The organism is uncultured Vagococcus sp. (genome assembly GCF_963518325.1).
Taxonomy (GTDB): domain Bacteria; phylum Bacillota; class Bacilli; order Lactobacillales; family Vagococcaceae; genus Vagococcus_D.
In genome coordinates this window covers 43,312-60,988 of record NZ_CAUQJB010000028.1, presented here as the reverse complement: position 1 = coordinate 60,988, position 17,677 = coordinate 43,312, and the positions used below count along the sequence as shown (strand labels likewise).

16 protein-coding genes, 1 pseudogene and 1 other annotated feature are annotated in these 17,677 nt (G+C 41.4%); of the genes and pseudogenes, 11 read left to right on the top strand and 6 right to left on the bottom strand.

Features of this window, described 5'->3' with window-relative positions; all coding sequences use genetic code 11:
- Window positions 1–60 precede the first annotated feature (60 nt).
- Window positions 61–402, bottom strand: coding sequence for a P-II family nitrogen regulator (locus tag RWN13_RS18290; RefSeq protein ID WP_314066581.1), 342 nt, complete (start codon window positions 400–402; stop codon window positions 61–63).
- Between the two features lie 38 nt (window positions 403–440).
- Entirely contained in the window at window positions 441–1,670 is a 1,230-nt protein-coding gene (locus RWN13_RS18285) for an ammonium transporter (protein ID WP_314066579.1), read from the bottom strand.
- 257 nt (window positions 1,671–1,927) lie between these two features.
- Window positions 1,928–2,196 (top strand) — a binding site (T-box leader).
- Window positions 2,197–2,263: 67 nt separating this feature from the next.
- On the opposite strand from RWN13_RS18285, the gene RWN13_RS18280 reads away from it, so the two are divergent.
- From RWN13_RS18280 to RWN13_RS18265, 4 genes are all read left to right on the top strand, one after another.
- The gene (locus tag RWN13_RS18280) at window positions 2,264–3,358 is read left to right on the top strand and encodes an aminotransferase class I/II-fold pyridoxal phosphate-dependent enzyme (protein ID WP_399553699.1); all 1,095 of its coding nucleotides are present in this window, start codon (window positions 2,264–2,266) and stop codon (window positions 3,356–3,358) included.
- A gap of 28 nt (window positions 3,359–3,386) precedes the next feature.
- The gene (locus tag RWN13_RS18275; RefSeq protein ID WP_314066577.1) at window positions 3,387–4,544 is read left to right on the top strand and encodes an amidohydrolase; all 1,158 of its coding nucleotides are present in this window, start codon (window positions 3,387–3,389) and stop codon (window positions 4,542–4,544) included.
- A 118-nt stretch (window positions 4,545–4,662) separates the two neighbouring features.
- A complete protein-coding gene (locus tag RWN13_RS18270; RefSeq protein WP_314066575.1) occupies window positions 4,663–4,890 on the top strand; it encodes a hypothetical protein in 228 nt (75 codons plus the stop codon).
- Window positions 4,891–5,019: 129 nt separating this feature from the next.
- The gene (locus RWN13_RS18265) at window positions 5,020–5,724 is read left to right on the top strand and encodes a GntR family transcriptional regulator (RefSeq protein WP_314066573.1); all 705 of its coding nucleotides are present in this window, start codon (window positions 5,020–5,022) and stop codon (window positions 5,722–5,724) included.
- A gap of 2 nt (window positions 5,725–5,726) precedes the next feature.
- Here the strand turns inward: RWN13_RS18265 and RWN13_RS18260 are convergent, their stop codons facing one another.
- On the bottom strand, window positions 5,727–6,926 hold the full coding sequence (locus RWN13_RS18260) for an enolase C-terminal domain-like protein (RefSeq protein ID WP_314066571.1): 1,200 nt from the start codon (window positions 6,924–6,926) through the stop codon (window positions 5,727–5,729).
- Window positions 6,927–7,184: 258 nt separating this feature from the next.
- Between RWN13_RS18260 and RWN13_RS18255 the strand changes: the two are divergent.
- The 4 genes and pseudogenes from RWN13_RS18255 to RWN13_RS18240 all read left to right on the top strand — a co-directional run.
- Window positions 7,185–8,522 (top strand): annotated as a pseudogene (locus RWN13_RS18255) (PTS transporter subunit EIIC); the annotation flags it as partial.
- A gap of 532 nt (window positions 8,523–9,054) precedes the next feature.
- The gene (locus RWN13_RS18250; RefSeq protein ID WP_314066569.1) at window positions 9,055–12,231 is read left to right on the top strand and encodes a M14 family metallopeptidase; all 3,177 of its coding nucleotides are present in this window, start codon (window positions 9,055–9,057) and stop codon (window positions 12,229–12,231) included.
- 192 nt (window positions 12,232–12,423) lie between these two features.
- Window positions 12,424–13,113, top strand: a complete 690-nt coding sequence (locus tag RWN13_RS18245) for a 5-oxoproline transporter, DUF969 family subunit (protein WP_314066567.1) — start codon at window positions 12,424–12,426, stop codon at window positions 13,111–13,113.
- Between the two features lie 8 nt (window positions 13,114–13,121).
- The gene (locus tag RWN13_RS18240; protein ID WP_314066582.1) at window positions 13,122–14,072 is read left to right on the top strand and encodes a DUF979 domain-containing protein; all 951 of its coding nucleotides are present in this window, start codon (window positions 13,122–13,124) and stop codon (window positions 14,070–14,072) included.
- A gap of 54 nt (window positions 14,073–14,126) precedes the next feature.
- On the opposite strand, the gene RWN13_RS18235 is transcribed toward RWN13_RS18240, so the two are convergent.
- The 3 genes from RWN13_RS18235 to RWN13_RS18225 form a co-directional block, all read right to left on the bottom strand.
- Window positions 14,127–14,318 carry a hypothetical protein gene (locus RWN13_RS18235; protein WP_314066564.1) on the bottom strand — a complete coding sequence of 64 codons (192 nt, stop codon included), beginning with the start codon at window positions 14,316–14,318 and terminating at the stop codon, window positions 14,127–14,129.
- 25 nt (window positions 14,319–14,343) lie between these two features.
- Entirely contained in the window at window positions 14,344–14,643 is a 300-nt protein-coding gene (locus RWN13_RS18230) for a hypothetical protein (RefSeq protein WP_314066562.1), read from the bottom strand.
- A gap of 190 nt (window positions 14,644–14,833) precedes the next feature.
- Window positions 14,834–15,493 carry a phenylalanine--tRNA ligase beta subunit-related protein gene (locus tag RWN13_RS18225; protein ID WP_314066560.1) on the bottom strand — a complete coding sequence of 220 codons (660 nt, stop codon included), beginning with the start codon at window positions 15,491–15,493 and terminating at the stop codon, window positions 14,834–14,836.
- A 245-nt stretch (window positions 15,494–15,738) separates the two neighbouring features.
- On the opposite strand from RWN13_RS18225, the gene RWN13_RS18220 reads away from it, so the two are divergent.
- The 3 genes from RWN13_RS18220 to RWN13_RS18210 all read left to right on the top strand — a co-directional run bounded on the left by RWN13_RS18220 (window position 15,739) and on the right by RWN13_RS18210 (window position 17,570).
- Complete coding sequence (locus tag RWN13_RS18220; protein WP_314066558.1) at window positions 15,739–16,191, top strand: MarR family transcriptional regulator; 453 nt, start codon at window positions 15,739–15,741, stop codon at window positions 16,189–16,191.
- Entirely contained in the window at window positions 16,175–16,579 is a 405-nt protein-coding gene (locus RWN13_RS18215; protein WP_314066557.1) for an organic hydroperoxide resistance protein, read from the top strand. Before RWN13_RS18220 ends, RWN13_RS18215 begins: the two co-directional genes overlap by 17 nt.
- A gap of 121 nt (window positions 16,580–16,700) precedes the next feature.
- Window positions 16,701–17,570: an AraC family transcriptional regulator gene (locus RWN13_RS18210; protein ID WP_314066555.1), complete on the top strand. Its 870-nt coding sequence runs from the start codon at window positions 16,701–16,703 to the stop codon at window positions 17,568–17,570.
- Window positions 17,571–17,677 lie beyond the last annotated feature (107 nt).

Genomic DNA, 17,677 nt, shown 5'->3' with positions numbered 1-17,677 from the left:
CTGATAGTCACCAAGATATTTTTCTGTTTTAAGGGAGTTTTGTCTCAGCCTCTTTTTTTGTTATAAGGCATCTTCACCTGTTTCGGAAGTGCGTATGCGGATGGCGTTCTCCACATCGTAAACAAATATTTTGCCATCGCCGACTTCACCAGTTTGACAACTGCTGATGATAATAGCCACAACAGCATCTAACTTATCATCTGTTACGACCATGTTGACTTCCAATTTCGGCAAGAGGGTCGTCAGAACTTCTTGGCCCCGAACGTATTCTTTCCAGCCCAGTTGGTGGCCGTATCCCAGAACTTGTGAGACGGTCATTCCTTTGACACCTGCTTGCTCAAAAAGTGCTTCTTGCAAATCACTTAATTTTTCCTGCCGAATAATCGCTTCAATTTTTTTCATGATAGTCCTCCATTTCTAACAAATCCGGTAACATCTGTCTAATTGTCCATTCCCAAGAATGTGGGATAGGCTGTTTCATCATGTTCCATTAGATCCAATCCTTGAATTTCTTCTTTTTCAGTTACTCGAATTGGCATGACCAACTTGATTAAGGAAATGATGACAAACGTTGCCACACCAGCAAATGCTAGGGTAATCAAGATGCTGATGACTTGGGCGATGAATAGATCAGTGCCGCCATAAAGTAAACCGTCAACGCCACCAATCGATTTTTCTGCAAATATACCAGTCATAATTCCGCCAAAGATCCCGCCAACGCCGTGACAACCGAAGGCATCCAAAGCGTCATCCAGTGCCAATTTACGTTTGATAATGCCGATAAAGTAATAACAGAAGGGGCTGACAAGGGCTCCCATTACGAGGGCGCTCCACAGTGGGACAAAACCAGCCCCAGGTGTAATGGCAACTAGACCAACAATGGCACCAGTCGAGGCACCAACGATTGTCGGTTTACCGATGGCTAATTTTTCAATTAACATCCAAGATAACATGCCGGTTGCTGCTGAGGCATGGGTGGTTAGTAAGGCGTGAACGGCCAAACTATTTGCTGCCAAGGCACTGCCAGCATTAAAACCAAACCAGCCAAACCACAAAAGTCCAGTTCCTAGCACAATAAACGGAATATTATGAGGTCGGTATTCCAGCTTGTTGTAACCCCGTCGTTTTCCAAGGACAATGGCCAAGACTAAGCCCGAGATTCCTGAACTGATATGAACCACATTTCCACCGGCAAAATCGATTGAGCCGATTTCTTCAAGGAAGCCACCCCCCCAAACCATATGAGCCATTGGGTAGTAAACAACGATTGACCAAGCGGCAATAAATAAAAAGATTGCAGAGAAGCGCATTCGACCAGCAACAGACCCTGTAATGATAGCTACTGTAATCAGCGCGAACATCATTTGAAAGGCTGCAAATAAGCCTTCAGGAATGGTACTGTCTTCTTTAAAGCCAGTTGTTAAGGAAACATCTTTAAAAAAGATCTTATCTAAATTACCGACAAAACTACCTTCACCGCTGAAGGATAAACTGTAACCGACAGCGAACCACAAAACGGAAGCAAGTCCCAAGACACAGATGACCATCATCATCGTGTTGATAATATTTTTCCGGCGCTCCAATCCCCCATAGAAAAACGCTAAGCCTGGTGTCATTAAAAAGACAAGTGCTGCACAGATTAAAATGAAACTAATATCTCCTGAATTCATACCTATCACCCTTCCTGAAACTTTTCTGAAATTACTATTTGAATATGAGATAGTTTATCATAAATAAAAGGAGTAAAAAAGACTTCTCACTCATTATTCTGTAAACTGTATAGAATGCGAAATGGGATTTGTGAAACAGGGGTATGACTTAAATGTTGATATAAAAGGGATTTAAGCTTCGTTTTATTATCAGTTGACAAGTTAATCTTTCTTTGTTACTATTTTTATTAACCAACAATAAGATTAAAATTTAATTAGAAAAAACGTAGAAGAGAAAAGTAATCTCGTGGTTTCATTTACAGAAAGTCTTGTTTAGCTGAAAAAAGACAATGAATCCTTTGACGAAAATGGTCTCTGAGTTTTTTTAGGCGAGCGACAACCGTAAGCTTGGAATGGGAACGCCCATTATAGCGTCAGAGTATGCAACGTTTTTTAGCGTTAAGTACTTGGAGAGGTGGCATCAAAACGGTGCCACAATCGAGGTGGTACCGCGTTGGTTTATTAAAGATAAACTGCCGTCCTTGTCATAAGCAATTTGTTTATGATGAGGACGGTTTTTTTGTTTATACAAAGAGAAAATGGAGATGATGGATATGGGACAGTTACAAGTAGACACGATGTTGGCACAAATTGGCAATAAGCAGGATCAAACCACTGGGGCAGTTAGTTTACCCGTCCATTTTTCAACAACCTTTGCCCATCCAACATTAGGTGAGAGCACAGGTTTTGATTACACCCGAACGCAAAATCCGACTCGCCTAGTATTGGAGGAGGCCTTGGCTAAACTAGAAGAAGGCGTGGCAGGTTTTGCCACCAGTTCAGGGATGAGCGCGATTCAACTGGTTTTGGCTCTGTTTCCGAAAGGGAGTCAATTAATTGCTTCAAGAGACTTATACGGAGGGAGTTATCGTTATTTTAATCAACTGGAAGAACAGGGCTTTTATGAGTTTCGTTATTTTGATCAAGTGTCCGAACTCCAGAGCTTGATCACCTCTGAAACAGCTGGTATTTTCATCGAAACGCCAACTAATCCGTTGATGAGCGTGGTGGATATTAAGGAGATAGCGACGATTGCCAAGGCTTCTGGTGCGCTGGTAATGGTTGATAATACGTTCTACACGCCGATTATTCAAAAGCCACTAACCTTGGGAGCTGATATCGTGATTCATAGTGCTACCAAGTATCTGGGAGGGCATAACGACGTTTTGGCTGGCGCTGTTGTCACAAACCGCCAAGACTTAGGAGAACGCTTAGGTGTCCTTTTAAACACAACTGGGGCGGTTTTGTCTCCTTTCGATTGTTGGTTGCTTATTAGGGGGTTAAAAACCTTGGCCCTAAGAATGGAACGCCATGAAAAAAATGCTCAGGCGTTAGTTCGTTATTTGGCAAATGAAAGTCAGGTATCGGAGGTGCTTTATCCGGGGCGAGGTGGTATGATTAGTATAAAATTGCCAAACCAAGCCTGTATTAAGCCCTTCCTGGCTAATCTGCACGTCTTTACCTTTGCAGAAAGTCTGGGCGGGGTGGAAAGTTTAATTACCTATCCGACTACTCAAACCCATGCCGATATTCCCCAAGAGCTGCGGGAAAGCTATGGCTTAACTGACACCTTATTGCGTTTGTCAGTTGGTGTGGAGGCGGCTGAGGATTTAATAGCTGATTTAAAACAGGCTTTTGAGCAACTTTAAGAGCAGGTTGCTCAATAAGGAGGACATCATGTTAACTGAACTATCCCCAGCTTTTATAGCAGAATTAACGGCAATTCGCCATTATTTACACGCCAATCCAGAGCTATCCAATCAGGAAGTGGTGACCACAGCCTATATTAAAACGTATTTGGAAGCACTGGATATCACCTGTTTGGAGACCTCCTTAACCACGGGAGTGATTGCTGAAATTGGTCAAACAGGACCGATGATTGCCTTGCGAGCAGATATTGATGCCTTGCCGATTAATGAGGCCACCAACTTGAGTTATGCATCAAACAATCCAGGAGTGATGCATGCGTGTGGTCACGATTTTCACACGACGGCTCTTTTGGGTGCGGCCACCTTGTTAAAAGCCCAAGAATCTCAACTAAATGGTAGAGTTCGTTTGATTTTTCAACCTGCTGAAGAAGACAATGGTGGTGCCCGTCAAGTCATTGAGGCAGGTCATTTGGAAGGGGTGTCGGCCATTCTTGGTTTCCATAATAAACCGGACTTGCCGATAGGGACGATTGGCATCAAGGAAGGGCCTTTAATGGCTGCTGTGGATCGTTTTAAGGTGACGATTAAAGGTGTTGGCAGTCATGCTGCAGCGCCTCATAATGGATCAGATCCAGTTGTGACGGCGTGTCAGATTGTCTCGGCTCTCCAAAGCATTGTCAGTCGTCACGTTTCACCTTTGGATTCGGCTGTCATAAGTGTGACTCACATTACTGGTGGAAACACATGGAACGTCATCCCTGAGACCGTTTTTTTTGAAGGGACTATTCGGACCTTTAGTCAAGAGGTACAACAGACAGTCAAGACGTTAACAGCTCAAATAGTGGCTAATATTCCTCTGGCATTTGGTCAGACAAGCACATTGGAGTGGGTGCAAAGTCCACCTGCTGTTTGGAACGATGGGGCTCTGGCCGCCAAAGTCAGTCAGGTGACGGGCCAATTTGCTACGGTCATTGTCCCTGAGGTGACCTTAGGTGGCGAAGATTTTGCTTATTATCAAGAGGCTGTTCCTGGGTTATTTGCCTTTATTGGAACAAACGGGCCACAGGAGTGGCATCATCCGGCCTTTGAAGTAGATGATCGCGCCTTGGAATATGCTGTTGCTTATTATGTGGAAAATGCCCGTCACTTACTTAAACAGACCTTTAGTTTAAAGATTTCTCAGTAGTTTGGGGAATCTTTTTTTTGAGGGGGTGATAAATGAGAGAGGCTGTAACCCTATAAGAATTTTGGCAGTCGTTCTGTAAGTAAGGCTCAGAAAACCTTAGAGAATAGGCTGTTTTTTGTTGTTCTCGGGCAAAACAGAACGGGTGGCAATGAGTCGGGTGCTTGGCGATGCTGGTTTGGGGAAACGAATGATGGCTGAACTTTCAGCGTATTTAGAGTGTGATGCAGCATCAGAAATCAATGTCTGCTTAGTTGTAAGTCTGTCGGCTAATAAGCGCCATGAGTCGTTTAGGTTTAAGGAGTCTAGCAGTGTGGCCATGTTTATGAAAATAGCCACAGCAAACTAGTTTAATGCAAAAATACCTCTCACACCTTAGTTAACAGAGGTATTATTGTGAGGTTGAAGGGATTTGAGAGAGGTGCTTTTTTTGGTGGAATAGGTTACAATACATGAAAATAATCGAGGAGAACTAGCCATGCAGAAAAGAGAATTTATCGTTCAAGATTTACTTAGTAAAATCTATCAAAATCAATTTCCTGAGGGGAAGCTACCCAACCAGCGAGGACTAGCCGAGACCTATCAGGTCTCTCGATTTACCATTCAGGAAGCCATAAAAAGTCTTCAGGACATTGGGGTAATCAAGGTGGTCCAAGGATCGGGGATGTATATTACTAAAGGAGCCAAACAAAATCCTCTGGTATACAATTCCCTGACCCGTAACCCCTACGATCGAATTTCGTCAAAAGCGATTTATCTCACGAAGGAAGGGGCCAATGAAAAAGACTGTCAAACCTTTCAAATTGAAAAAGGGGAGGCTGTCTGGCAATTTCAGCGGTTGCGAATCGTTAATTTTCAATTAACCCAAATTGAAACATCACGAATGCCAGTGGCGTTATTTCCTGATTTAACCCAAGAGGTTGTCGAAAGCTCAATTCAGAAATTTGTCCAGCAATCTGGTTTTAAAATTTCCCATTACATCACCAGCTACACACCAGTTTTAATCAGCAAAGAACAGGCTGCCTATCTTCAATGTAAGAAGGGCAGCCCGGCAATGAAAATTGAAAATCGGTGTTTATTTGATGACGGTCGAGTTTACGAATACAGTGAAATAGTGGCCATTGATTATTCCTGCACGTATATCACGCCTTTTAATAAACAAAATCATCAGTTCAGACAATAAACTTAAGGCGTTACGAGAGTACCATCGGGAATTCGACTTTGAGTCCATTCGTGTTCCCGATAGACAGGTGGAAAGTCAGCGGCAAAATCATCGGCAAAATCAACGCCAATTCCTGGCTTGTCAATCGGATAGAAATAACCTTTAACAGGTTCAGGGACGTGGCTAAAGAGTGTTTTAGTGTTAGCTGGGACATCGATATTTTCTTGAATGGCTGAATTGTGCAGGTGAATATTTAAGTGAGTATTGACGGCTAAACCAATCGGTGTAATATCCGAAGGGGTATGCCATGCCATCCGAACACCCATAGCGTCACAAAAATGAGCCAGTTTTAAGGCGGGCGTAATGCCGCCGATTTGAGAGACGTGAGCCCGCATATAATCCAATTGGCGATTAATCACTAGATTTTTCCATTCGGCCGGGTTATTAAACAATTCACCAGTCGCAATTGGCGTCGTTGTTTGTGCTCTGACTTGTGCCAACCATTCATTTTGGTTGGGTGGCAAGATATCCTCCAAAAAGAACAAATCAAAGGGTTCCGCTTTTTTGGCGAACTGGACGGCTTGATTCGGAAAAAGTCGCTCGTGAACGTCATGAAGCATCTGGAATTGGTGTCCGTATTTTTCTTTGACAGCAGCAAACATTTTCAACGTTGTGTTCATGTATTGGTTTTGGTCAAAATAAGAGCCAGCTAACTGACCTTCTGGTAGATTCATGTTGGTTCCATTGCCACCATAGAAACCTAACTGACAGCGAATATACTGATAGCCATCTCCTAAAAAGCGATCGATTTCAGCATACAAGTCCTCTAAATTATCTGCTACGGCATGGGTATAAGCGGGAATGGCTGTTCGTGATTTGCCACCAAGTAATTGGTAAAGAGGCATGTCACTCAGTTTCCCTTTAATGTCCCAAAGCGCCATGTCGACACCTGAAATGGCGTTGTTAATCACGGGTCCATTACGCCAGTAAGCATTGACTAACATCATTTGCCATAGGTCTTCAATATTATTAGCATCTTTCCCCATTAAAATGGGTTTAATGTATTCTTCAACCATGGTTTTAACTGCAAGGGGACGTTGTTGGAACGTGGCGCAACCATATCCTACAACCCCACGATTTGTTTCAACTTTAACGACCACTAAGTTATGTCGATCAGGTCGGATTGCGTAACACTTAACATCAGTAATGATTGTTTCTTTCATTTCCACACTCCTCAAAATAGTTATCTATAGTAGCTATTTAACCATGCTTAAAGTGTAGAGTCAATTTGGCTTGCCAAAAGAGCAGAATAGCTTTAAAAACCAGTCCAATTATTTAGGAAAACAAGTGTGAAAGCTTTTAAATAAAGGTTTAGGTTGCTGTTTTATACATATTAGGACTGTTTTGATGTCTGCTTATTTTATGCTATTATGACCTTGCAAACGGAATCACGATATTTTAAAAGAAAAGAGTTGGTAGGAATGAAACATGAACAATCTATCCGTGAGATTATTGAAAATATTGGCGGAGAAAGTAATATTAACAATGCCTGGCATTGTATGACTCGTCTACGTTTTGATTTAAAGGATGCCTCGAAGGTCAACTATGATGAATTGGAGAAGGTCTCAGGTGTCATGGGGACTAAGTATCAAAGTGATCAGCTGCAAGTTGTCATTGGAACAACGGTGACAGAGTACTTTACAACCTTGGCAACTATTTTAAACTTGGAATCAGAATCTGAGCCACCAGCTGAAAGCCATGAGAAAAAAGGATTAGTGTCCCTCTTTATGGATACGGTCTCAGGGGTCTTTGGACCTATTGTCCCGGCGATTGCAGGAGCAGGAATGATCAAGGGGTTGATGGCCGGCTTAGTAGCGCTAAATGTCATTTCCAATACGACGCCGACCTTTTTAGTCATTGATATGCTAGCAAGTGGTGTTTTTACATTTTTGCCATTTTTCGTGGCAGCCTCTGCGGCCAGAATTTTTAAAACCAATATGTACCTAGCCATTGCGATTGCAGCCACGTTGCAGTTTCCGACGATGAGCGCAGCAGTCGCTGCTGGGGAAATCTCTCAATTTCTATTATTTGGGTTAGTGCCAGTGCCCGTGTTTAACTATGCCGGAACGGTTATTCCAATTATCTTCTCTGTTCTTGCCTTAAGTTATATCTATAATTGGGTGGATAAAGTCTTGCCGGATGTGTTGAGAACGGTCTTTACACCAACGATTTCGCTATTTTTAGGAGGGATTTTAGCCTTAACCGTTATTGGCCCCATCGGCATTCATGCTGGTAATTTATTAGCGGACGGTGTTAGTTGGTTATTCTCAATTTCGCCAATTTTAGCTGGGGTGATTGTTGGAGCCATTCGACCAATTGCTATTTTAACCGGGTTACATCACGCCATGACGCCGATTGCCTTGCAAAACTTTGCCAATCAAGGCTATGATATGTTGATGCCGATGATGTTTATGGCGAATATGGCCATTACAGGGGCAACGGCTGCTATGTACTTTAAAGCCAGCTCCAAGGAAGAAAAATCAATTATCGTGTCAGCAGCTGTCTCAGGTTTATTAGGGATTACTGAACCTGCACTCTTCGGTGTTTTAACGAAATACAAAAAAGCCTTTATAGCTGCCACAGTTGGAAGTTCTGTTGCCTCAGCCTTTATTGCGGCTTTCGGAGTGAGAATTTATGGCTATATTCTTTCAAGTATCTTTAGCCTGCCAGCTTATATCGGCCAGTACTTCATCTTTGCGGTCTTAGGGATTATTTTGGCAATTGCGTTGTCTTTTGCATTAGCATACTTCCTAGTACCAAAAACAGAAAAAACAGCTTAATAATTGTGAGAGTCAGTGTCAGATGCTGGCTCTTTTTTTGTGCAAAAAAAAGGGGAGTGCTAAAAAAGAGCCGCCAAGATTTACCTGTCCAGCTCTTGATGAGGATTTCATTTATTTTCTAAGGGATTCAACTTCCCCTATCTCGAGACCAGTCTTTTATTGTATCTCAAATGAGTTTAAATCGAATACATCAACGTTTGTCACAGTTTTTTTTAATAGGAGTTAATTGAGTAAAAGCAAAAGAGATTTGATAAATAGGTTCTGGAAAAGCCTCAGATTGAACTAGTTTGAAAGGCGAGGGAAATGGTGGTACGAATAAGGAAAAGAGTTGGAGATCCACGATGAAATAATCTATTGCCTGTTTTTATGCGAGATAACTATCAGTTAACAGGTGTTAATGGTTATGCTATGATAAAGAAAAGGCAGTAATCAATAGTGGATTTTCTAGAACAATACCAAAAAATAAGATAATGACAGACACTGACAAAAATCTATTTGAGGAGAGAAGAAAGTGGAAAAACTAGTCCTGAAAATGAATATGAGTTTAAAGGAACAAAAGCAAGCCATTCAAGTCGCCTTTATGCAGGGATTTCAGACAGTGGCGGCCGAATTCCCTATTTGTGAGATTGGGAATTGGAGCAATGGGGAATCACTTTATCAGGAGTTTCAGTTGAGGCAGGGGAAGGAATCAGTGGGGGCATCCGTTAATCAGTTTGCTGAAAAAACAGCAAAGACTGATTGGCGCTATCAAAAAGGGCTGGAATCCCTTTTTGCAGAGGGCTACATTTTAGAGGACAACAATCACGATTTTTTAGCGGATGAGTTGAATTTAAAAATCTGGTTAGAGGAGGCGGTGGATGTCTGGCAGCTATCTGCTTTGTGCCAGCTAATGTTTCGTTTTGGTATGGAAACAACGGCATTTGAAGGCGCTCTTTTTGCTGATGCTAAAGATGAAGGTAATGTCTTAATAATGGAGAAGCAAGGAGAGCCTAGCTTGAGTGTGACAGACCATCAGGGACGTCGACTAGTGAAAGTGAAGGGGGATGGTCAATCCCTCCTGAAGTTTATGGTTGATTTCTGTCAATTTTTTCCAGATCAGCAGAGTGGTCAACTACTAATCGACGTGATGCAGGAAATAACAAAAAGTTTTTGTTTGCAAAATGCTGATGGGCAACAGGTTTATTTAGCAGCTCATCAACAAGTGGATCAACAACCATTTTTGCAGTATATTGAACCAGTGAAAGTTTTCGAAGAAGAGTATCCACTTCAGTGGGAAGTGGATACCTTTAAAGACGTATTGAGTGAGACCGTTTATCCAACCCTTAAGGCCGGGGATCAGGTAGCCCTTTACGGTGTTTTAAGTGAAGGTTTGGAACAACGGCAACAGTTGGAAAAAGAAATCAGACGTGAGCTATTAGAGAAAGGGGCAGACCTTCAGGAGATTGAAATTGTATCAGCATATAAGCAGGGCTTTTCCTGGATTAGTGATTACGTCTTGCCAGAATTAACCCAGTTGCAAGAACTGGATCAAATTGTCGTCTATTTTAACCCTTTTTTACCAGAGGGGCAGTTGGAATGGCTGGATGAGGATGGGGCAACACCGACTTACCATAATGTAGGTGTGGATGAGGAACATTGGTATGATTTGCCTATTCGCTTTTTACAGGAACTTTATCCCATCGATGATGTTTTAGCAGAAAAACTGGCTATTTCAAGGGATGAGATTCATTTTAGAGAGAGTCAACAAGCAAGTACTTATGTCTTAAAAGGTTATCATCAAGGGCAAGAAATCTACAAAAAAAGTTATCAGGCTGTTTGGGCTGAACGAGCTTATATTGATGAGTTCCCAGAATTAGGCAAAACTCACCCGGCAACCGGGGAGATACGTGTCGAGGTAAATCAGGAAAAGGTCATTCAACAGCGAATCAAAACAGATTTGGAACAGATCTGGGAGATTTATCAACAAGAATTGCTGCCTAAGTTTGGTGAGTTGTTGAATGAAAAGACAGGGGGCTTAAAAGAGAACTGTCAGGAACCACTGTTTTCGAAAATTATTTTGGAAGCTACCGTCAGCGAACCGGAGTATCAGTTAACTACCAGACAAGACATGATTTCCAGCTTAAATAGTTTTCATGAAGACTTGTATTTTGTTGGCTTGGATTACTTCAAAACATACGGTTTGCTGAAATGGGACCGCTTATTGGATGCCCCAGGGCTGCTATTGCCACAGTTAAAAGTAGGGGCGGGACAACCCAAGTTTAAATGCTCAGTTTATGACCAAGAAGACAATCAGCCTTTTATTTGGAATAAAGGTCTTAAGCAATATGCTTCCGTCTCAAAAGAGCAATTATCTGTGGTTGTAACGGAGGTCACGTACAATGAAAAACATCAGCTATTTGATTTGACAATCAGTGTTGATGGCATCTCTGATCAGTATGTGGAAAGTTATGCTCGATTAGTCGAAACAGGTCAGCTGACAGTGCTGAAATTTTTGCACCGATTTGGTAGGCTGACATTTAAAACTAAAACAGGGCTGTTTCAGGCTGCTGTTCCACTTAGTCAAGTGGCGAACCCCGTTCTTTCCATTGAGGACATTGATTTAATGGAAAGGGAAGTGATTGGGGACGAGGCCTACAACCAGATAATTAGCCAGCTTAAGTGCGTGCCAGAGCTATCTGTTTCGCAAATTGGTACAACCTACCAAGGTCGTCCAATTTATGGCATTGAAATCGCAGGAAAGCAGCAGTATGTGTCTAGAGTGAAACGGCTAACCAATAACCCCTCATTGATTATTAACGCGCGCCATCATGCAAATGAAGTGTCGGGTACAAATGGGGCCTTGTTGTTATTAAAAGAACTTGTCACGAATCCCAAGTACGCTAACTTAAGCGAGAAACTAAACCTGATGATTGTACCCTTGGAAAATGTGGATGGAGCGGAGATTCACTATCAACTACAGCAAGAAAATCCTTATTGGAAATTACATGTGGCGCGTTTTAATGCGGTAGGCAAAGAGTTTTATCATGAGTATTTTAACCCTGAAACCATCTATCCAGAAGCCCTAGCCTTTACGAAGATTTGGTATCAGTTGTTGCCAGATGTAGTGGTCGATAATCATGGCGTGCCTTCACATGAATGGGATCAGCAGTTTTCTGGTTACACCTCGCCATCCTATAAAGGCTTTTGGTTGCCCCGTTCCTTATTATACGGCTACTTTTGGGCAATCAAAGACGACAGGTTTAAGGCTAATTTACAGCTAAACCGGGCTCTTGAAAAAGAGATTGCCTCGGCGATTGGTGCTAATCAGGAAATGACCGCTTTAAATCAGGAATGGATGAACCGGTTTGAGACTTACGCACATAAATGGTTACCAAAATTATTTCCAGCAGATTATTACCAAAACATGATAAACTATTGGATTTATTTTAATCACGAAAACAGCCACCGTTATCCTTCGATTCGTTTTCCTTGGATTACTACAGTTGCGTATACAAGTGAAGTGGCCGATGAGACGGCCCAAGGAGACTATTTGAAACTATGTGGGGAGACCCATTTGACTCATGATATTGCGACAATTGATTTGTTACTAAGCTTGGAACCAACGTGGTTTGAAGAGTGGCAAGTTACGGAGGGGTCACTTAAGTTGGCTCGTATTCGACAAAGGCCATTGCTAGCCAGTTCTGATTAAGGGGGTGTGAATGAATCAGTGAGACAATTTCCTTGCTTAATTGATATAGTCAGAGTGATTTTAAAAAAAGTGAAAGTCTTCAACGTAATACAGCGGATTTAGATAGTAAATCGTAGCGTCCTGACTTATAATTGTAATGATTCATAAAAATTCCTGAAAATTCAGGGGAGAGAAAAGAAAGTAGGAGAGAACATGGAGTATTTAAAATTAATTGGTATTTTAATCGTCATTGTTGGATTTGCTCTGAAGCTGGATTCAATTTTGATTATTTTAGTTGCCGCAATTGCGACTGCCTTAGTCGGTGGCTTAGGTGTGGAAGGGTTGTTGGAAACCTTAGGGGCAAGTTTTGTGGCCAATCGTGCCATGGCTATTTTTATTATTATTATGTTAGTGACAGGGACTTTGGAGCGGAACGGTCTAAAAGATCAAGCGGCCAAATTAATCGGTCATGTAAAAGGGGCAACTTCCGGTCTGGTGATTGGGGCTTACGGAATCATGCGCGGGATTTTTGCCGCATTTAACGTTAGTTTTGGGGGTGTTGCTGGATTTGTTTTGCCAATCATCATGCCGATGGCAGTTGGGTCAATCGAAGCAGCCGGCAATGAGCCTAGTGAAGAGCACGTTGAGGAATTAAAAGGAATGGCTTCTGGTATGGAAAATATTGCCTGGTTCTTTTGTCAAGTTCTCTTTGTAGGAGGCGGCGGTGGCCTGTTAGTTCAATCGACACTGGCCAGCCTTGGGTATAAAGTGGAGTTAGTGGATTTAGCGAAAGCGACAATTCCAGTGAGTATCTTTGCCTTGTTTGTGGGAATTGTTTATTATAACTTAAAAGACCGCAAATTCCAGAAGCAATATAAAGCAAAGAAAAAAGGTGAACAATAATGGGAATCATTGAGTTTTTTACAAGTACAGCACCTGAAATAACCTTAGGTGTTAAATTATTAGAAGTGTTATATATGTTTATGGGATTTATCGCTTTTTATGTAGGCGTCAAGAACGCCTTAGATAAAGAAAACCCGGCACCTTATGGGACAGCTATTTTCTGGTGTTCGTTAGGAATCGTTTTAGCCTTTGGCCGTTGGTTTCCGCCACTGGTATCAGGAATAATCGTTATCGTGATGACCTTACCGGCCATTACCAAAAAAGTTAAAGTTGGGAAAATACATGCCCCTTCTCCGGAATACATGCAAAAAATGTCTGATAAGATTGGCGCTAAAATCTTTATTCCAGCCATTAGCATGGGAATTTTTGCGATTATCTTTGCCTTGTTTACTAATTTAGGGGCCCTAGTTGGGGTTGGCTTTGGGGTAATTGTGTCAGTGATCTTATTGATGGTTTTTTCACCAGAAAACAAACCAACTGTCTTTTTAAATGATTCAGAACGACTATTATCTCAAGTAGGCCCTCTCAGCATGCTGCCGATGTTGTTAGCCAGTTTAGGTGCGATCTTTACGGCTGCCGGTGTTGGGGATGTGGTCTCCAAGATTGTCGGTAAATTTATTCCGGAAGGCAATGTTAACGTGGGGATTATTGTCTTTGCCTTGGGAATGGTATTATTTACAATGGTTATGGGGAATGCCTTTGCTGCGATTACCGTAATGACTGTCGGGATTGGGGCACCTTTTGTATTAGCTTATGGGGCGAACCCAGTTATCATTGGCATGATCGCTTTAACCTGCGGATACTGCGGCACATTGATGACCCCAATGGCTGCTAATTTCAATGTCGTGCCAGTGGCGATGCTGGACATGAAAGATAGATTTGGTGTCATAAAAAATCAAATTATTCCCGCTGTCCTAATCTTAATTTTTCAAATTGGCTACATGATACTGTTTAAATAGATGAATAAAAGGAATCAAGTTAGGATTGACCTAATTTGATTCCTTTTTGTCGTATTAGTTGGTTGGAGAACTGTCTGAAGTTTGACTGGACTCGATCTCTGGTGTAATGAGTTTATCAGAAGTAATCTCTTCATAAAGTTCATAGTTTGGAAGTGAATCTAATGAGTCATCAGGTGACTGTTTTTTAGTTAGAGCGCAGCCACTCAGGCCGATCAGGAGTAGGCTAAGGAGTAGTATTTTTTTCATTCGTTATCCCTTCCCTTTTGTCCGACTACTCTTCATCAATCATCCTAAGTAAATGAGGATGACCCTTAGTGCTGGTCGACGTTAGTTTATTTTTTTGAATGCCATAAGCAAGCAATTGATACAGTCCAACGGTAATCATTAAAGAGCCGATCAGTAGCGAAATCACAGTCGTTAACAAAGGACCGATTTTATCATATAACCACGTCATAATTCTGGGAGCAACATAAGGGGAATAAGAGTCGGGGTCATTTAATAAGGTATTAAGGGCTTGAAAGGAATAAAGGAAGAAAATTAAGCCCGATACTCCAGTGTAACCGCCAATCATTAGACGCCTCTTAAGCTTTTTCTTTTGTAGCGTGACCAATTCGGCTTACAACCCCCTCCTAAAATACGTCTTACCTCATTGTACTAAAAAGGGATGTTTTATGCAATGAGACGTATGCAGATAAAAGAAACGAAGTTGGAAAAAATTCCGTCTTCGTTTCTTTTTAGGAAGTCCCTCTCTAGTTTCAGGGTTAAATAATCTGTTGACTGTGGACGCTACCATTTAGTAAGTAAGTCGGTAATAGTTTGCTAATATCAGCTTGGATGTTTTCTAACGGACTGTATTCATCACATACATAACCAATCAGTAATGCTCGATGAGTGTTACTGGTAATCATGCCTCGAGATGAGTCGCTAGTAGGTCCGCCAAAGCAGCCAAGCTGGTCTTTGAGAACTAAGGCCCCTTCAAGATTAATGGCTGCCTTCCCAATCCCGGAATAACTCATCCCCTCTTCACCAATGGTTAATTCTATGGGGAGTGAAAGTGTCTCAGCATCATACACGCCAAAAGGAATTTTATAGCGCAAGGACAAATAGTTGTTGAGGTCAACCAGAGAATTAATTTGGTACAGCCCTTTTTGTTGGACGAGCCGACGCCAAAGACTTTCTGAAGAAGGACGGAAACGAGCTGGATCCTTGCCGTAATGTTTATAGGTCTTTTTTGTGCCAATAATGGCTGGATTTTGCCGAATACATTCAACATCCTGTTGCTCAATCTCTTCAATTAGTGGGTTAAGCAGGTCGTTCCAAATAGTGACTTGTTTTTTTTCATAGGTAAACTCTAGTTCGGTTAGTAATAGTTTAACTTGGGGTGTTTCAGTTGTAATCCGTGAATTAATTGAAAGTATCATGGTCATTCGCTCCTTTAGTTGTGGGGTTTGACTATTAAAGGGCCTTTGGTACATCATTTTCAAAGAGTGGGGCAAGATACATCGGAAAAGCTCCTTTCCAGTTACAAGCTCTTTTAAGTGTATCTTAAAAAAGCTGAAAAAGAAACTGCTAACTTGGCGAATGAGAATTAGCCACTAAGCAAAATAATTGCTCAATTACAAAAGGTTGTGTACAATTGAATTGTTCGCAAGTTAGGAGTGTTAATATGATATCAGCGAAGCGATTATTAGATGAGCAACTTTGTTTTTCCATTTATAAAGCCTCTAAGCAATTTACCAAGATGTATGGGGCAGCTTTGGAACCCTTCGGCTTGACCTATACTCAGTATATTGTGCTGTTGGCTTTGTGGGAAACAAACAATCAAACCGTAACGACCTTGGGAAAGATGGTAGATTTAGATAGCGGGACCTTAACGCCTTTGTTGAAGCGGATGGAATCGAGTGGTTATGTGGTGCGAGTACGTCTGCCAGAAGATGAGCGTAAGGTGAGTATCTCACTAACACCTAAAGCTATCCAGTTGGAAACAGAGATCAATCATCAGGTATCCGGTTGTATTGACCAACTAAGGATTGACCAGCAAACATATACCACTTTACTAGAAGAAGTGAACTTATTGACCAAAAAAATAGGAGGAATCATTCATGAAAAAAATCTTTGAAACAAGCATCGTTAATACAGGCGGCAGATCTGGGGAAGTTCATTCACCAGATAAAAGTTTTTCATATGAGGTCGTCTCCCCTGGTGTAAAAAAAGAACACACAACTAATCCTGAACAACTTTTTGCAGCTGCTTACAGCGCATGCTTTAACAGTGCCCTTGAGTTAGTGATGGAGAAAGAAAAAATCGAATCAAAGAGTTCGGTTACTGCACGTGTGTCGCTTTACAGTGATCCAGAAGGTGGTTTCCAAGTGGGTGTTCAACTGGAAGTGAAGATTGATGACGTGGAAAAAGCTCAAGCCGAAGTATTAGTAGCTAAAGCTCATGAAGTTTGTCCTTACTCAAAAGCAACTCGAAATAATATTGATGTTGAATTAATCGTCATTTAAATAAATGAACTAGGCCTTCAGATAGTAGCTATCTGGAGGCCTAGTTTTGTTTTAAGACGGATTAATTAGGAGGAAAGATATGCTACAATAGTAACAACAACTAGAAAGTGAGTGCATAACAATGGCTATTTATCTGGAAATGCCACAACTGGCTGATGAGTTTCCCTTTCGCATTTTACTGAATGACGGAGATATACTGACCGTTCCTCATTGGCATCGAGAGATTGAAATCATCTATGTGACAGAAGGAAGGATCAATTTGGGCATCAATGATCAGCCCTACACCTTATCTGCTGGGGAGATGGTGGTCATTAACGGCGGCGATAGCCACTATGTTCTCGCATCTCCTGGCAGTGAACGGATTGTTTTTCAATTTGACTTATCCTTCTTTGCGAATCTGGATACGGATCAGGTCAATTTACAAGAATTATTTAAACAGATGGAACCCTATAGTCCACTTTGGGACAGGGAAGTCGAAGAACAACTACGAGAATTGCTGAATGAGTGTTACCGTGAAGAGCAGGAGAAAGAGATTGGCTATCAATTTAAACAAAAAGCCAATTTATTAGAGTTACTTGTGTTACTTTTAAGACGAGTTCCTCTAAAAAAAAGGGAGAATCCCACTCAAGAAACTGTTCATAGTAAAGCTATTCTGGAAAAACTGGCTAAAGTTTTCCGTTATGTAGAAACGAACTATCAGCAAAAAATAATGTTAGCAGATGTGGCTCAACTTGTGGGCTATAGTGATTTTTATTTTACCAAGTTTTTTAAGAAAAACACTGGTAAAACATTTATTACATTTTTAAATGATTACCGCATTAATAAAGCGAAATGGTTGTTGATTAACACGTCACAAAATGTCTCTGAGATCATTGGACAGAGTGGCATTGAGAATGACAAAACGTTTTATCGCTGGTTTAAACAGTCAATGGGCATGTCTCCTTTAATGTACCGAAAAAAGATGGAGCACCGGATAGCTGAAGGTCCTTAGCAGGTAGCTGCTAACTTTTTGACTTGAGATAAGACAAAATATAAGAATAATCAAGCAAATTATTGGGAATCAACTGAATTGAAAGTGCTTTATAATGTGAGTAATAG

Excerpts from the sequence above, each read along its gene's own strand:
- RWN13_RS18235 (WP_314066564.1), bottom strand. The coding sequence starts at position 14,318 with ATGAAAAAAATACTACTCCTTAGCCTACTCCTGATCGGCCTGAGTGGC.
- RWN13_RS18225 (WP_314066560.1), bottom strand. The coding sequence starts at position 15,493 with ATGATACTTTCAATTAATTCACGGATTACAACTGAAACACCCCAAGTT.
- RWN13_RS18230 (WP_314066562.1), bottom strand. The coding sequence starts at position 14,643 with ATGATTGGCGGTTACACTGGAGTATCGGGCTTAATTTTCTTCCTTTAT.
- RWN13_RS18210 (WP_314066555.1), top strand. The coding sequence starts at position 16,701 with ATGGCTATTTATCTGGAAATGCCACAACTGGCTGATGAGTTTCCCTTT.
- RWN13_RS18275 (WP_314066577.1), top strand. The coding sequence starts at position 3,387 with ATGTTAACTGAACTATCCCCAGCTTTTATAGCAGAATTAACGGCAATT.
- RWN13_RS18220 (WP_314066558.1), top strand. The coding sequence starts at position 15,739 with ATGATATCAGCGAAGCGATTATTAGATGAGCAACTTTGTTTTTCCATT.
- RWN13_RS18280 (WP_399553699.1), top strand. The coding sequence starts at position 2,264 with ATGGGACAGTTACAAGTAGACACGATGTTGGCACAAATTGGCAATAAG.
- RWN13_RS18215 (WP_314066557.1), top strand. The coding sequence starts at position 16,175 with ATGAAAAAAATCTTTGAAACAAGCATCGTTAATACAGGCGGCAGATCT.
- RWN13_RS18260 (WP_314066571.1), bottom strand. The coding sequence starts at position 6,926 with ATGAAAGAAACAATCATTACTGATGTTAAGTGTTACGCAATCCGACCT.
- RWN13_RS18265 (WP_314066573.1), top strand. The coding sequence starts at position 5,020 with ATGCAGAAAAGAGAATTTATCGTTCAAGATTTACTTAGTAAAATCTAT.
- RWN13_RS18290 (WP_314066581.1), bottom strand. The coding sequence starts at position 402 with ATGAAAAAAATTGAAGCGATTATTCGGCAGGAAAAATTAAGTGATTTG.
- RWN13_RS18285 (WP_314066579.1), bottom strand. The coding sequence starts at position 1,670 with ATGAATTCAGGAGATATTAGTTTCATTTTAATCTGTGCAGCACTTGTC.
- RWN13_RS18245 (WP_314066567.1), top strand. The coding sequence starts at position 12,424 with ATGGAGTATTTAAAATTAATTGGTATTTTAATCGTCATTGTTGGATTT.